The organism is Limnohabitans sp. G3-2 (assembly GCF_002778275.1).
Classification (GTDB): Bacteria; Pseudomonadota; Gammaproteobacteria; order Burkholderiales; family Burkholderiaceae_C; genus Limnohabitans_A.
On sequence record NZ_NESG01000010.1, the window covers coordinates 19,406 to 33,176 of the forward strand.

Sequence of the window (13,771 nt, forward strand, 5' to 3'; positions counted from 1 at the left end):
TTACGGCCTTTGCCGACGCCAGAACGCCAGTGCCACCACGGCACCGCACAAGGCCCACAAGGGCCCAAGCCCCCATGCCGACGCCCACCTGGCAAAGGGCGTGAGGCCGTTGCGCCCCTCGTACGACCCCACCAGACTGCCTCGGGTAAAGCGCGGCAGCTGCGCGGTCACTTGGCCGGTATGGTCGATGATGGCCGTGGCCCCGGTGTTGGTGGCCCGCAGCATGGGGCGGCCCAGCTCCATGGCCCGCATGCGCGAGATGTTCAGGTGCTGGTCGACGGCCAGCGTGTTGCCGAACCAGGCGATGTTGCTCACATTCACCAAGGCCGTCGGCGCCGTGGCCGGATCCCTGAAGCGCCGGGCCAGCTCTTCGCCAAACAAGTCTTCGTAACACACGTTGGGCGCGAGGCGCTGGCCTTGCCACACCACCGAAGCCTGGTCCCAGCCCCCTGATTTGAAGTCGCCCAAAGGGATGTTCATCATGCGGATGAACCAGCCGAAACTGGGCGGAATGAACTCCCCAAATGGCACCAAATGCGACTTGTCGTAGCGGTAAGACGCTGTGTCGCCAGGCCCCAAGGCCAACACCGAGTTGGTGTACCCCTCAGCCAAGCTGCCCAAGGGTGCCCCCACCAGCGCCATCGTCCGGTCTGAGCCGGCGAAGTATTGCTGCAGTCCTGACCAATAGGCTTGCGGCAAATGTTGGGGCAGCAAAGGAATCGCCGTTTCAGGCGCGACCACCAGCGGCTGTTGGCTGGCGCGCAGCTGCGCGTCGTACCACTGCAGCGCATCCCGGATGCCACTGGCGCCATCAAATTTGGCCGTTTGAGAGATATTCGCTTGCAGCAACTCGACCCGGCCGGCGCCCGCCGAGGTGGTGAAAACAGGCCCCCAAACCTGCAGCCCCCAAGACAACACGCCCAGACCGATCAGGGGCTTCAAAGCGCGCAAGCGCCAGCCAGACAAGGCCAGCCGCATGGCCAACCATGCGGCCAGCGCGCCCATGCCGTACACCCCAACCCAAGGCGCCCAAACGGACAAGATGCCGTCGACGTGCGCGTACCCACCCGCAGCCCAAGGGAAACCGGTCAACCAACGCCCCCGCATCAGCTCCGCCAAAGTCCACAGGGCCGCAAACAGCGCACTGGCAGCGCCCGGACGTGAGGCCCCAAGCCCCTGCGCCCAATTCACCCAGACCGCGCACACCGCGGCGTAATACAAGGCCAACGCACAGGCCAAGGCCAGCACGGCCAGCGCGGCCAAGGGGGCAGGCAAACCGCCAACCTCGTGCATGGAGACGAACAACCACCAAAAACTGCCCGCCAACCATGCAGCGGCAAACACACCACCCAACACAGCGGCTTGCTGGTGCGCAAAACGTGTTCGAAAACAAGGCTGAGCAAGTCGGGCCAAACCCGTGGCCAGCAGGGTCATGCTCAAGATCTGCAACCAGCCGTGCGCTTGGCCACTGCCCGGCATGGCCATCGATACCGCTTGGAGGGCGCCCGCCAGAGCAGGCCACAAGAGTTGCAGGCCGCGTGATCCAGCGCGGCCGAGGCTCATGCTTGGGGCTCTTGGGGGGTGGCGGGTGACACCTTGAACCAGCGCACCGCGCCCGCCCGGGTGTGCAAGACCACAAACTGCAGACCGGCCAACACGTATTTTTCACCGCGCCGTGGGACATGGCCCATTTCGTGGGCGATCAAACCGCCAATGGTGTCGAAATCGGGGCCTTCGCTGTCCTCGCGGGCATCTTGCAGGTTCACACCAAACGCCTCGCTCACACGCGCCAACGAGGTGTCACCACTGACACGGAAGCTGCGGTCAGGCAGACCAAAAATATCGCCCTCGTCGTCGGCAATGTCGAATTCGTCTTCGATCTCGCCCACGATTTGTTCCAGCACATCCTCAATGGTGATCAAGCCGGCCGTGCGGCCAAACTCATCGATGACGATGGCCAGGTGGTTGCGGTTGTCCCGGAATTGGCGCAAGAGGTCGTTGAGACCCTTGCTTTCTGGCACAAAAACAGCGGGACGCAGCAAAGCGCGGATGTTCAATTCGGGGGCCCGCTGCAATTTCAGCAAGTCCTTGGCCAGCAAAATGCCAATGATGTTTTCTCGCTCACCCTCAAAAACCGGAAAGCGCGAATGCGCCGTTTCGATGACCTGGTGCAAAAACTGTTCAAACGGGTCTTCGATGTTGAGCAAATCCATGCGGGGAGCGGCCACCATCACATCGCCTGCGGTCATGTCGGCCATGCGGATCACCCCCTCCAACATCAGGCGGCTCTCGGCGTTGATGATCTGGTTGTCCTCGGCTTCGGCCAAGGTTTCGATCAACTCGTCGGTGGAGTCGGGGCCGGGGTGGATGAACTCGGCCAGTTTTTGCAGAAAACTTCTTTTGTCTTCGCGCTCAACAGAGCGCGCAGGGTGGGGGTCGGACACAGTCAGGGTTGCAGGACATGCGGTTATGGCGAAGCCTCTAGGATAGCGGATTCCCATGACAAAACATGACAAGCCGCCCCAGCGCAGGGGGCAAACCGCACGCCGCCTTCTGAGTTTCAGGGTTTGTGCAAACCATGGCGCGCATCGCGCACGCCTTGGCGGATTTCTTGCACGGTGGCCAACCACGCCCGAAACTGCTGGGCCTGGCTTTTGAGCTGGTAATCGAGCTCGGCCATCTGCTCCTGCATCAAGCCACTCAACTGGCTGTCCAAAGTGGCTTGCGGCAAAGACAGATAAGCCTCGCTCTCGCTGCCATCTCGCTGCACCTTGGCGCCCGCACGGCGGGCAATTTTGAGCATGGCCACGTTTTCACTGAGGGCGTGGATGAACAACAGGCTCACCCCTTGGTTGCGCGCGTGCATCGCCGCATGGTTGAACATGCGAACGCCCAAACCTCGGCCCCTTTGGTGCGAGGACACAGAAACACCGAATTCGGCGCAAGTGGCCCACTGCGGATCGACGGAATAGGCCAAATGGGCCATGGCCACCAAGGCCAGTCGGCGGTTGAAAACACCAAAAATCTCATCCCGGTCAAATTTCAAACCCGTCACGTAACGCGCGATCTGTTCATCGGTGGCGGGATAACCAAAACGCAGGTAACGGTCCTCGGGCTGGAGTGACAGCAAATGGGCCAAGATGCGCGGTTTGTGGCGAGGCGAGAGGGAGCGGATGGGAATCCAACCGCTGGCCCCCCGCGCCGTGCCTGAAGTGGCGGACTGCCAAGCGCTCACGACCTCACCCCAACGCTGCCTCAGTTGGCGCCAAAATCCAGGGGATACAGATGGTTTTGAGTTCATGACGAATAAGGGTTTGCCCTTATTTTGCACGCAATGGCCAGGCTTTGTCAGTCCCGGTGATTTGTCGCCTTTGAGACCTTTTTGCTCATTACTCAGGACTTGCCCGGTCACACCTGGCCGCGCAAGTGACCACAATCGTCGGATCAAGGAGATTCGACGATGGAACGTATTTGGCTGAAGAATTACCCCCCCGGCGTCCCACACGAGATTGACCCCAACCAATACAGCAGCCTGACCGACATGATGGAGTCGGCTTTCCGCGCGCATGGGGACAGCCCGTTCTCGGTTTGCATGGACCGGTGGATGAGCTACAAAGAGCTGGATGAACTCTCCAAAGCCCTAGGCGCTTGGCTGCAAAACCAAGGGCTGGAGCCCGGCAGCCGTGTGGCCATCATGCTGCCCAACCTGCCGCAGTTTGCCGTGACCATGGCCGCCATCTTGCGCGCCGGGTACACCTGCGTGAATGTGAACCCGCTCTACACCGCCCGGGAGTTGAAGCACCAGCTGAAGGACTCCGGGGCCTGTGCCATCGTCATTTTGGAAAACTTCGCCGCCACCTTGCAAGAAGTGATCGAGGACACGGCGGTTCAGCATGTGGTGCTGGCGTCCATTGGCGACTTGCTGGGCCCTTGGTACGGCCGATGGATGACCTTCGCTGTGCGCCACCTCGCCAAAATGGTGCCCGAATTTGAATTGCCGCTGACGGGCGCACGCCAAGTCATTCCGTTCAAGAAAGTCATCGCCCAAGGTCGACAACTGAACCTGAAGCCCTCGGTCCAAACCCTGGATGACACCGCTTTTTTACAGTACACAGGCGGCACCACCGGTTTGTCCAAAGGTGCTGTTTTGACGCACCGCAATATTGTGGCCGCCATGCTGCAGGCCGAAGGCTGGTTCACCCCGGCCTTGTCCAGCGTGGGCGATCTGCGCAAGATCAACAGCATCGCCGCCTTGCCGCTGTACCACATCTTCGCTCTGACGCTGTGTTTGCTGGCCATTCGCCAAGGCTCTCACCTGACCTTGGTGCCCAACCCGCGCGACTTTGGCAAGTTCATCGAGGTGCTCAAGCAGCGGCCCTTTCACATGCTGCCCGGTGTCAACACCCTGTTCAACGCCTTGATGCAGCACCCGATGTTCAAGACGATTGATTTTTCTTCGCTCATGCTCACCCAAGCCGGGGGCATGGCCGCCTCGGAAGGCACCGCCAAAAGTTGGCAGGCCGCCACGGGCAGCCCCATGATCGAAGGCTGGGGCATGAGCGAGACCTGCGCCATCGGCACCAACAACCCCGTCACCCAAAAACACTTCAGCGGCAACATTGGCCTGCCATTGCCCAGCATCGACATCGCCATCAAGGACGACGACGGTCACAGCTTGCCCGTGGGCAGCTCGGGAGAAATTTGCATTCGCGGCCCCAACGTGATGTGGGGCTACTACAAGCAGCCCGAAGAAAATGCCAAAACCTTCACCGCCGATGGGTTCATGCGCACGGGCGATGTGGGCATCATGGACTCGGAGGGCTTCACCCGCATCGTGGACCGCAAGAAAGACATGATCATCGTGAGTGGTTTCAATGTCTTCCCGAGTGAGCTGGAGAACGTCATCTCCACTTGCCCCGGGGTTGTCGAGTGCGCCGTGATTGGCATTGCCGACAGCATGCAAGGCGAAACCATCAAGGTCTTCGTGGTGCGCAACGACCCGATGCTGACCGAAGAGGCCGTATCGCGCTTTTGCCATGACAACCTGACCGGGTACAAGCGGCCCAAGTACATCGAATTCCGCGACGAGTTGCCCAAATCCAACGTCGGCAAAATCTTGCGCCGTGAACTGCGCAGCCAGAAATAAAGCCCCAAGCCCTGAACGCATGAGCGCCCCCATCACCTTGCCTGCGGGCGTCACTGTTTTTGAGCGCGGCTGGCTGTCTGCCAACAACGTGCTGATGGTCGATGAGCACAACGCCACCTTGGTGGACAGCGGCTATGTCAGCCACCACGCCCAAACCTTGGCTTTGGTCGAGCACGCACTGCAGGGCCGCGCATTGGACCAACTGGCCAACACCCACCTGCACAGCGACCATTGCGGTGGCAACCAAGCGCTGCAAGCGCGTTATCCCGGCCTGCAAACCTGGATTCCACCGGGCTTGGCACCCGATATCCACGCCTGGCGCGAAGACGCGCTGAGCTACAAGCCGACCGGCCAAAGTTGCCCGGCTTTCAGCTTCACGGGCTTGCTGCAGCCGGGTGCGCTGCACCGCTGGGGCCAAATGGACTGGGAGGTCCACGCCGCGCCGGGCCACGACCCGCATTCGGTGATTTTGTTTGCCCCGGAGCACCGCCTGCTGATGTCGGCCGATGCACTGTGGCAAAACGGGTTTGGTGTGGTGTTCCCTGAATTGGTTGGCATCGACGCGTTTGACGAGGTGGGCCAAACGCTGGATTTGATTGAGCGGCTCGATCCTGCCATCGTCATTCCCGGACATGGCGCCGTCTTCAGTGAGCTCGCCCCGGCCTTGGCTTTGGCCCGCAGCAAACTCGATGCCTTTGCGCAAAACCCCGAGCGGCATGCCCGCTACGGCACCAAAGTCTTGCTCAAGTTCAAGCTCTTGGAATGGGGGCGCATCTCTAAAACCGAGTTTTGCACCTGGGCCATGCAAGTGCCATATTTGAATGACCTGCACCAGCGCTTTGGACAGGACCATGAGCTGTCCACCTGGCTGGACATGATGCTCGCCGAACTCGCCCGCAGCGGCGCACTGGCCGTGCATGACGGGGTGCTGCATGACCTCTGAATGCGCACTTTAAAACCAAGAGAAATAAAAACATTGACCAATATTCTCATTAAGAATACACTTTGGCCATTGCCAGGGTTTGACGGGGCACGACACCAGTGCTTCTGCAAGCATCTAGACTGAACCGATGGGCCTTCCATCTCATGCCCTGTTGAGCTGCAGGACATGACTTACCTCTCAGCTCTGAGCGCCTACCGAATAGGGCGCTCTCAAACAACCCCATTCAATGTCCCCGACAAATGTGATTTAGCTGTCAGGCTAGGCACTTTTCCCGGTGGGATCTTTTTTAGAAACCACCTTTTCCTGCATGCAGGGTTTGCCTCAAAACCTGCACGCCACCTCTCTGAAAGGCTCAACCATGAGCAGCAAAATTTACGTGGGCAACTTGCCTTACACCATCGACGACGCCAGCTTGCGTCAAAACTTTTCTGAATTTGGCGGCGTTCTGTCGGCCAAAGTCATGATGGACCGCGACACCGGTCGATCCAAAGGCTTTGCCTTTGTCGAAATGTCCAGCGCCGAAGAAGCCCAAGCCGCCATCACAGGCCTGAACGGCATGTCGGTCAGCGGTCGCTCCATCGTGGTGAACATCTCCAAGCCCAAAGAGCCCAGCACCGGCTACGGCAGCGGTTACCGCGACACCCGCAACTGATCCAATCAGCTGCTCCGAAATAGCCGCTCTTGAGCGGCTTTTTTTCGGCATCAGCGATTATGGTTCTCAGGGCTGCCGCTGGTACCAGTACATCCGGCCGTCAGCATCACGCGTCACTGTGTTTATCCGGCTACCGGAACCTGAACCGATCTTCCGAACGCGCCAAGAAGAACCTGTTCTGACAGTTGAAAATGGCAACCTTTGCGCTTCGTCTGGTGGACCAATTGGACGGGCACCCATGACATCTTCAAGACCGACTGAAGACCCCTTGTTCAAAACAAGCGTGAATGGCGCATTGTTGCCAGCAGCCAGAAATTCGCTCCAACTCGCATTTGTAATGGTCGCGAAGTACCCATCAGTCACTTCACTGGGCTTCAAGGGCAGCGCTTCAACTGTGATGACATGGTCATGATTGGGAATCAAATTATTAGACCCGTCATAGTACTTAACCGTTATTTTTGGCCTCTGGGTAGCGAAAGTCGATCTCAATTGGTCAATTCTCAAATTGCTAAGTTCTGCAAAATTTCCAGCACAAGAATTGATGTTCGAAGGGTCAGTCAAAACTTCTAAATAGCCTACGGATATGCCATTGCAACCGTCAACTTCTAAAGGATTCACGAAAACAAAATCAGGCGCACCAGAGGTATTTGTACCAAACCAAGCCTTGGCATATCCAACAACAGTATTTCCGATAGTTGCATCATCGTAAATTGTAATATTGAATCCTGACCGTGTTTGAGGAGCATCATTACCTTGGACAGTTCTAGAAACAACTGCACCATATTCAGTATTCACAGGTGCTTGATCACCATATATTTTCCACGACCCGCCTTCAAGGCTGACTGGAAAAATGAACGGCTCGAAGCCACCATCATTGTATTTAACAGTAAATAGAACTTCACAAACAGGAAATGATCCGGTTGTGGCGCAATTTAAAACTTTTGCTGGCAAAAATTGGGCGCCAACCATATCATTCGCATCACCTGCTATTGAAGTAATAATGGCTGAACGATTCTCGCCACCGTGGAGAAAACTGCTCGAAAAAAGATTCAAAACTGACGCTGTAGCGTTTTGCCACGAAGATGGCGTTTGAAATGTGGCCTGCAATTCTCGACCAAGCAGATCGATGCCTGCAGTATCTAATGACGCAATGGTCCCAAGCGCGCCTGAGACGTTACCGCCCGAAGAAACTGTTGTAACCCCGTCGGAAGTTTTATTCTTCAACTGAACGCTTCGATCGGGTTGAACGGAAATCTTTACCAAATCTAGTAACTTATCCAAACCAGTCTTGTCTGCTGAGAATGGTGTATTCAAGAAATCAAGTGCTCCATTACCGATAATACCGGCGGCACTTCTTGCTGCGGATAGTGCATTACCGATAATGGTATTGGTTGCACTCACCTGTGAAGTTGTCAACAATGCAATTTTGGATGTATCTGTCGCAGCAAAAACGGCGCCTGGATCAGCCTGCATGACCTGTGAAACGATGGCGGTTGATACAGGGGTAACGTTAATGGTTTGATCAGTCGTACTGGTTACAACGCCAAAATGAACAGTTGTACGTCCACCACTTATTCCTTCTGCTTTAAGAAGCACTGGTGCTTGAAGGGTTGACAAAAAGTCAATTGAATACGTTCCGTCGTTGGCGATCGTGGTTGACGCCGTACGTCCGTTAACGTCAATGGCTGAAAGTGTTCCAGCACTGATAGGCGCTCCCACGGCAGCAACACCAGTTGGAACGGCTGTCGTTGATGAAGCACCACCTCCGCCACCACATGCAGAGATCAACAAGCAAGTGGCACCAAGCACCAAGGAACGCCGAATCGTAACCATCATCAATCTCCAATATATTTCCAGCAAGTCGTAAAGATACCGCATGGTAGCACATTGAACTCAAATTTAATATCGACTGCGGCTGTGCTGCTTGCAGAGTTGAGAGGGGGGAACGGAGGGTGGCTTTTGAAACGCAGACTTTTTCCCGTCCGCGTCTCGCTCGCTGTCTCAACACGAGGTGGCATGTGGGGACTGCGTCATTCAGCAAGCCCCACATCGTGTTGCAAGCAGAGGGCGCGTAGGACGAGCATGCATTGCACTGAGACCACAAAGAAAAACCCCACAGCCTCTTGCGAAACTGTGGGGTGAATCTGGTGGCCTGGGACGGAATCGAACCATCGACACGCGGATTTTCAATCCGCTGCTCTACCAACTGAGCTACCGGGCCGGTAAGGGTGAGATTGTAGCAGTACTTTTCCGTGAGGATGACTGCTGTGTTGAAAAATGTGCGTCACAGGGAGACCCTCACTTGGGCTTCGGTTTTGCTGTGTCAGCGGCATTGCACAGCCCTGGCACACAAGGATTGATCGTACTCGGGTGCGCTGCCTTGCAATGCATAACGGCACGCATGATCGGAACTCCTATTCAAGCGACAATTTTTTGAAGCTTGATGAATTACTATCGCTTCATTTCATACAGCAGGACAGTCACCTCGATCCAAGGCAACCAGCTGGTTATGGATTCACTGAGCCAAGATCGACCCCAATAAATAATCAATTTATGAAACGCATTTTTTCCCTATTTTTTGCTTTCACGGCCTTGTCTGCTCAAGCGTCGGAAGAGATGGTCAGCGTCCCGTTCGTCAACTGGAACGGCAAGCCCGAACAATTAGAGATGCGGATTTCAAAGCCTGCAGCGAATACAGCAGGCGACAAAAAGCCTGCTGTTGTTGTGTTGCATCACGGTGGGGGATGGGATACCCAAACGACCAAGCAATATGCCACGCTGCTCAATGGCGCCGGTTACATAACAGCCGAAACTGTGATGTTCAGGTCGCGTATGCAGCCCAGTCATTTTCAGGTTCCCAAGGTTTTTGCCACCCTTAAACATCTCGCCAGTTTGTCCGATGTTGATCCATCCAGAATCGCCGTCATGGGCCTTTCGGCGGGAGCATTTCAGTCCATTTATGCAGTCAGTGATTGGGCCACAAAAAAGTACGGTGATGGTCACAAATTTGCGTCTTCGGTTGCCTTTTACCCCGCCTGCTGGATCATCAAAAAGTCGTATCAAAACGACCTTGGAAGATTCAAGAACTCAAATTATCCTGATGACTTTTTGAATAAATTCACTGGCGCGCCTCTCACGATCCTCGCAGGTGGCAAGGACGACTATGACAACAAAAAACCCACCATGTGTGCTGACGCAGTTGACCTCATGCCAGATGCAAAGCAAAAGAGCATGACCAAGGTCCACGTGTTTGAAAACGCCACCCATGGTTGGGATCATGGGCAAACTTACTCATTCCATGAACCACTGGCTTGCGAGGGACGAGGTTGTACCAACACCAACCAAAGCGATCCCGCCACAACTGAAGCAGGCAAATCTATGCTCTTGAACATACTGCGCGATCAACTCAAACCCCAGTGACCCTGCTCTTCCTAATTTCTTATTCAAGCGCCAATTGATTTACGCTTTCTGAGTTGCAGGCGCAACGTTTGGATTGGGGGGCGTTGGCCATAACAACAGGACACCGCCCAGTGCAGTCACGGCCGCAGCCGCCCATGCCACGGCAGGAAAACCAAGCGGCAAAACGAGTCCGCCAATCCAAGCGCCCAAAGCATTGCCTATGTTGAATGCCGAAATATTGAGTGAGGCTGAGAGTTGAGGTGCTTCACGTGCAAGCTGCAACACTTGCATTTGTAAGGCAGGCACGATGGCAAAGCCGAACAATCCCCACATCAGCATGGCGATCGCAGCGGAAAAGGGCTCGGTGGCCAAGAACGGCATGAGCGCCAGAACCAGCACCATGCCCCACACCCAGAACAGCAAGGAATTGCGCAGTGACCGATCTGCCCAGCGTCCTCCCAGAATATTTCCCAGGGTCGAGCCGATACCAAACAGCAGCAAGTAAGCCCCCATCCAGGCCGTGGGGACCGATGACACGGATTGCAAATAGGGTGAGATGTAGGTGAACAGCGTAAATACGCCACCAAAGCTCAGCACGGTGCAGGCCAGCGCGCGCAGCAGTGGCAGGCGCGCTAAAACGGCGAGTTCTTGTTTCAAAGGTGTGGGCGTTTCACGGGCTTGTTCGGGCAGCAGCCACATGAGCATCAGCAAAGTCATGACACCCAAGGCGGCAACGCTTGCAAATGTGCTGTGCCACCCCCAGAGTTGCCCCATCCATGTGCCTGCAGGAACACCCAGAATATTGGCAAGAGTCAAGCCGGTGAACATCACGGCCACAGCCTGTGCCTGCTTTTCTGGAGGGACCAAGCGTGCCGCCAGGACCGAGCCCACCCCAAAAAAACTGCCATGTGCGAGTGAAGCAAGCACCCGCGCCAGCATGAGTTGGGTGTAGTCATTGACCCATGCAGCCCACAGGTTCCCGGCAATGAATAAACACATCAGCCCGATCAAGAGGCGCTTGCGCGGCCAATAGCGACCCATCAGCGTGAGAGAGGGCGCCCCCAGTGCAACGCCTAAGGCATAGCCGGTAATCAGCCACCCCGCTTGAACCAAGCTGACGTTGAGATCGGTGGCCACTTCAGGCAGCAAGCCCATGATGACGAACTCGGTGGTGCCGATGGCAAACGAGGCCAAGGCGAGGGCATAAATGGCAGGGTTCATGGGGGCACTCGGTTTGAGGAATAGGAAGGGCGATGCAGTTGCCGGGCCTGACATCGGCATTGCATCAAAAATAAATTTTAATAATTAAAATGCACACTTTTAAATTAGTTTAATTCAACTTCACAAGGTGGTAAGTCATGGACATGCAGGAGCCCCCTACTCAGGGGATTGATTTTCAGTTTTCAAGGGTTGATGTCATCGTTGAAAAGGTGATGGAGAAATGGCACGTGCCAGGCCTCACGCTTGGCATCACCCAAAATGGAGCGGTGGTTTACACCAAGGCATACGGGTGGAGGGACGTCGAGAAAAAAAGGCCCATGACCGTGGACACGGTGATGCCCATTGGTTCGAACAGCAAGTCTTTCAATGGCTTGTTGATGGCTTTGTTGGTGGACGAGAAAAAGCTTCGCTGGGACAGCAAAGTGGTCGAGCATTTGCCTGAGTTCAAACTCAAAGATGGCTACGCCACGCAGCACATGACCGTGCGGGATTTGCTCATCCACAACTCAGGTTTACCGAGGCATGACTTGGCGTTGTTCAGCCGAAACATGGCTCAGCAAGATGTGTTGGCGACCTTGCCGCATTTGGAGCCCAATACCTCATTCCGCCAAAAATTTCAGTATCAAAACATGATGCAAATGACAGCGAGTTATTTGCAAGAAAGGGTGACGGGTCTGCCATGGCATGCGCTGCTGACCCAGCGTGTCTTGGAGCCCCTCGGCATGACGAACTCCAACGCCACATGGAAAGATTGGTCTCAGGCGAAACAGTGGGCACAGCCTTATCGCTACCAAGAAGGTGGCTTACGTTTGATCGAACGCCAAAACATCGATGCTGTCGCCGGAGCTGGTGCCATCAACTCAACGGTGCCCGACATGCTGAAGTACCTTCAGTTTCGCTTAGGCTACCCGCCGAAAAACGGGGGCCCGCTGCTGTCTCAAGAACAATCCAAAGAGATCGACCGCAGTCAAATGCCGATGGGCAATTATTTTGAGGATGTGGAGACGGGAGACTACGCGATGGGCGTGATGCGCAGCCAATATGGGCGTCACACCCTTTTTTCTCATGGCGGTGCGGTTGAGGGGTTCATCTCGTCCATGGCTTGGGTGCCAGATGCCAAGTTAGGGCTTGTCGTTTTGACAAACAGTGAAACATCCGCTTCACGTGTTGTCCAAAATTCAGTGCTTGATTTGGCCCTGGGCCTGGATGCAAGCGACTGGATTGAGCGCGAAACTTTGAATGAGCAAACCTTGCAGAAAGCTCAGGATGCGATGCGCGCCAAGTTCATGCATGCGCGCATTCCGAACACCCAGCCCAGTCGCCCTTTGTCTGCGTTTGTGGGTCGCTACCACCATCCCGCGTATGGTGTCGTCGAGATCCAGCCAACGCAAGAGGGCTTGGCCATGCGTCTGGGCCGACTCAGTGCCAACTTGGTGCATCACCACTACGACGTTTTTTCTATCGATCCGCAAGCCAGCAACTTCTTTGGACAGATGTTGGTCCATCAAGCCATTGCATTCGCTGGCAACGATGCGGGGGTCGTGGACCGGATCACCATACCCGTCGAACCCACCTTGGCGCCGTTGGTATTCATGCGTCAATAAAGGCTGCGGGCCCTTGGCCGCCACCCCTGCGCAGCTTGGCAAAACGGGCTGGGTGTTGTGGTGTTGGCGTTGGCTTTCCTACTCGGCCTTGTCTGTCGTCCAGCCGCCGGCCGCGTTTGTCGCAGGCCAAAAACCATTCAACCCAAACGCTTGCTGCGGGACAAGTCAATACCCAGTTGTTTGAGCTTTCGATAAAGGTGCGTCCGCTCAAGGCCTGTCTTCTCCGCCACTTTGGTCATGGACCCCGATTCATGTGCCAAGTGGAATTCGAAGTAAGCCTTCTCAAAAGCATCACGCGCTTCGCGCAAGGGGCGGTCCAGGTCAAAGGTTTGTGCCACCTCCAGTGCAGCACCGCTGGCCTCTCCACTGAGGGCATTTGAAACCACCGAAACTGCCGGCGAAACCGTGGCCGCGTGGATGGCCTGCTTGACTTGATCACGCGCCAGGCCTTGCTCGACAGCCGTGAGCAATTTTTGCAAGGTGATGGGTTTTTCCAGAAAGGCTTGCGCACCGATCTTGACAGCATCCACCGCGGTGTCGATGGTGGCGTGCCCACTCATCATGATGACGGGCATGTTGAGCAGGCCTGTGGTGGCCCACTCTTTCAAGAGGCTCACGCCGTCGGTGTCGGGCATCCAAATGTCCAACAACACCAGGTCGGGACGCATGCGCTGACGGGCTTCACGCGCCATCGCAGCATTCTCAGCCAACTCCACCTGATGGCCTTCGTCAAACAGGATTTCCGAGAGCAGGTCACGAATGCCCAGCTCGTCATCAACCACCAAAATATTTGCCATAGTGTCTGT

General features: G+C 55.9%; 11 protein-coding genes and 1 tRNA gene. 5 read left to right on the top strand and 7 right to left on the bottom strand.

What is annotated here, in order from left to right:
• The 3 genes from lnt to B9Z31_RS14900 all read right to left on the bottom strand — a co-directional run bounded on the left by lnt (position 1) and on the right by B9Z31_RS14900 (position 3,235).
• Complete coding sequence (gene lnt / locus B9Z31_RS14890) at positions 1-1,563, bottom strand: apolipoprotein N-acyltransferase (RefSeq protein WP_100120345.1); 1,563 nt, start codon at positions 1,561-1,563, stop codon at positions 1-3.
• A complete protein-coding gene (locus tag B9Z31_RS14895; RefSeq protein WP_100120346.1) occupies positions 1,560-2,444 on the bottom strand; it encodes an HlyC/CorC family transporter in 885 nt (294 codons plus the stop codon). Before B9Z31_RS14895 ends, lnt begins: the two co-directional genes overlap by 4 nt.
• A gap of 116 nt (positions 2,445-2,560) precedes the next feature.
• Positions 2,561-3,235 (bottom strand): GNAT family N-acetyltransferase, encoded by a 675-nt coding sequence (locus B9Z31_RS14900; RefSeq protein ID WP_233201000.1) that lies wholly within the window; start codon positions 3,233-3,235, stop codon positions 2,561-2,563.
• A 225-nt stretch (positions 3,236-3,460) separates the two neighbouring features.
• Here B9Z31_RS14900 and B9Z31_RS14905 point away from each other — a divergent pair, with 225 nt between their 5' ends.
• The 3 genes from B9Z31_RS14905 to B9Z31_RS14915 all read left to right on the top strand — a co-directional run bounded on the left by B9Z31_RS14905 (position 3,461) and on the right by B9Z31_RS14915 (position 6,741).
• Positions 3,461-5,146: an AMP-binding protein gene (locus tag B9Z31_RS14905; protein ID WP_100120347.1), complete on the top strand. Its 1,686-nt coding sequence runs from the start codon at positions 3,461-3,463 to the stop codon at positions 5,144-5,146.
• Between the two features lie 19 nt (positions 5,147-5,165).
• Positions 5,166-6,089 (top strand): MBL fold metallo-hydrolase, encoded by a 924-nt coding sequence (locus B9Z31_RS14910; protein ID WP_100120348.1) that lies wholly within the window; start codon positions 5,166-5,168, stop codon positions 6,087-6,089.
• A 358-nt stretch (positions 6,090-6,447) separates the two neighbouring features.
• Positions 6,448-6,741, top strand: a complete 294-nt coding sequence (locus B9Z31_RS14915; RefSeq protein WP_019425964.1) for an RNA-binding protein — start codon at positions 6,448-6,450, stop codon at positions 6,739-6,741.
• A 66-nt stretch (positions 6,742-6,807) separates the two neighbouring features.
• On the opposite strand, the gene B9Z31_RS15420 is transcribed toward B9Z31_RS14915, so the two are convergent.
• Both B9Z31_RS15420 and B9Z31_RS14920 read right to left on the bottom strand, forming a co-directional pair.
• Complete coding sequence (locus B9Z31_RS15420; protein WP_143473860.1) at positions 6,808-8,619, bottom strand: hypothetical protein; 1,812 nt, start codon at positions 8,617-8,619, stop codon at positions 6,808-6,810.
• A 267-nt stretch (positions 8,620-8,886) separates the two neighbouring features.
• Positions 8,887-8,962 (bottom strand) — tRNA-Phe (locus B9Z31_RS14920).
• Positions 8,963-9,294: 332 nt separating this feature from the next.
• Between B9Z31_RS14920 and B9Z31_RS14925 the strand changes: the two genes are divergently transcribed.
• Positions 9,295-10,161, top strand: coding sequence for a dienelactone hydrolase family protein (locus B9Z31_RS14925; RefSeq protein WP_158235692.1), 867 nt, complete (start codon positions 9,295-9,297; stop codon positions 10,159-10,161).
• Between the two features lie 39 nt (positions 10,162-10,200).
• Here the strand turns inward: B9Z31_RS14925 and B9Z31_RS14930 are convergent, their stop codons facing one another.
• A complete protein-coding gene (locus tag B9Z31_RS14930; protein WP_100120350.1) occupies positions 10,201-11,361 on the bottom strand; it encodes an MFS transporter in 1,161 nt (386 codons plus the stop codon).
• A 137-nt stretch (positions 11,362-11,498) separates the two neighbouring features.
• Here B9Z31_RS14930 and B9Z31_RS14935 point away from each other — a divergent pair, with 137 nt between their 5' ends.
• Positions 11,499-12,965 carry a serine hydrolase gene (locus tag B9Z31_RS14935; RefSeq protein ID WP_100120351.1) on the top strand — a complete coding sequence of 489 codons (1,467 nt, stop codon included), beginning with the start codon at positions 11,499-11,501 and terminating at the stop codon, positions 12,963-12,965.
• A gap of 137 nt (positions 12,966-13,102) precedes the next feature.
• Here the strand turns inward: B9Z31_RS14935 and B9Z31_RS14940 are convergent, their stop codons facing one another.
• A complete protein-coding gene (locus tag B9Z31_RS14940) occupies positions 13,103-13,762 on the bottom strand; it encodes a response regulator (RefSeq protein ID WP_100120352.1) in 660 nt (219 codons plus the stop codon).
• Positions 13,763-13,771: the final 9 nt, after the last annotated feature.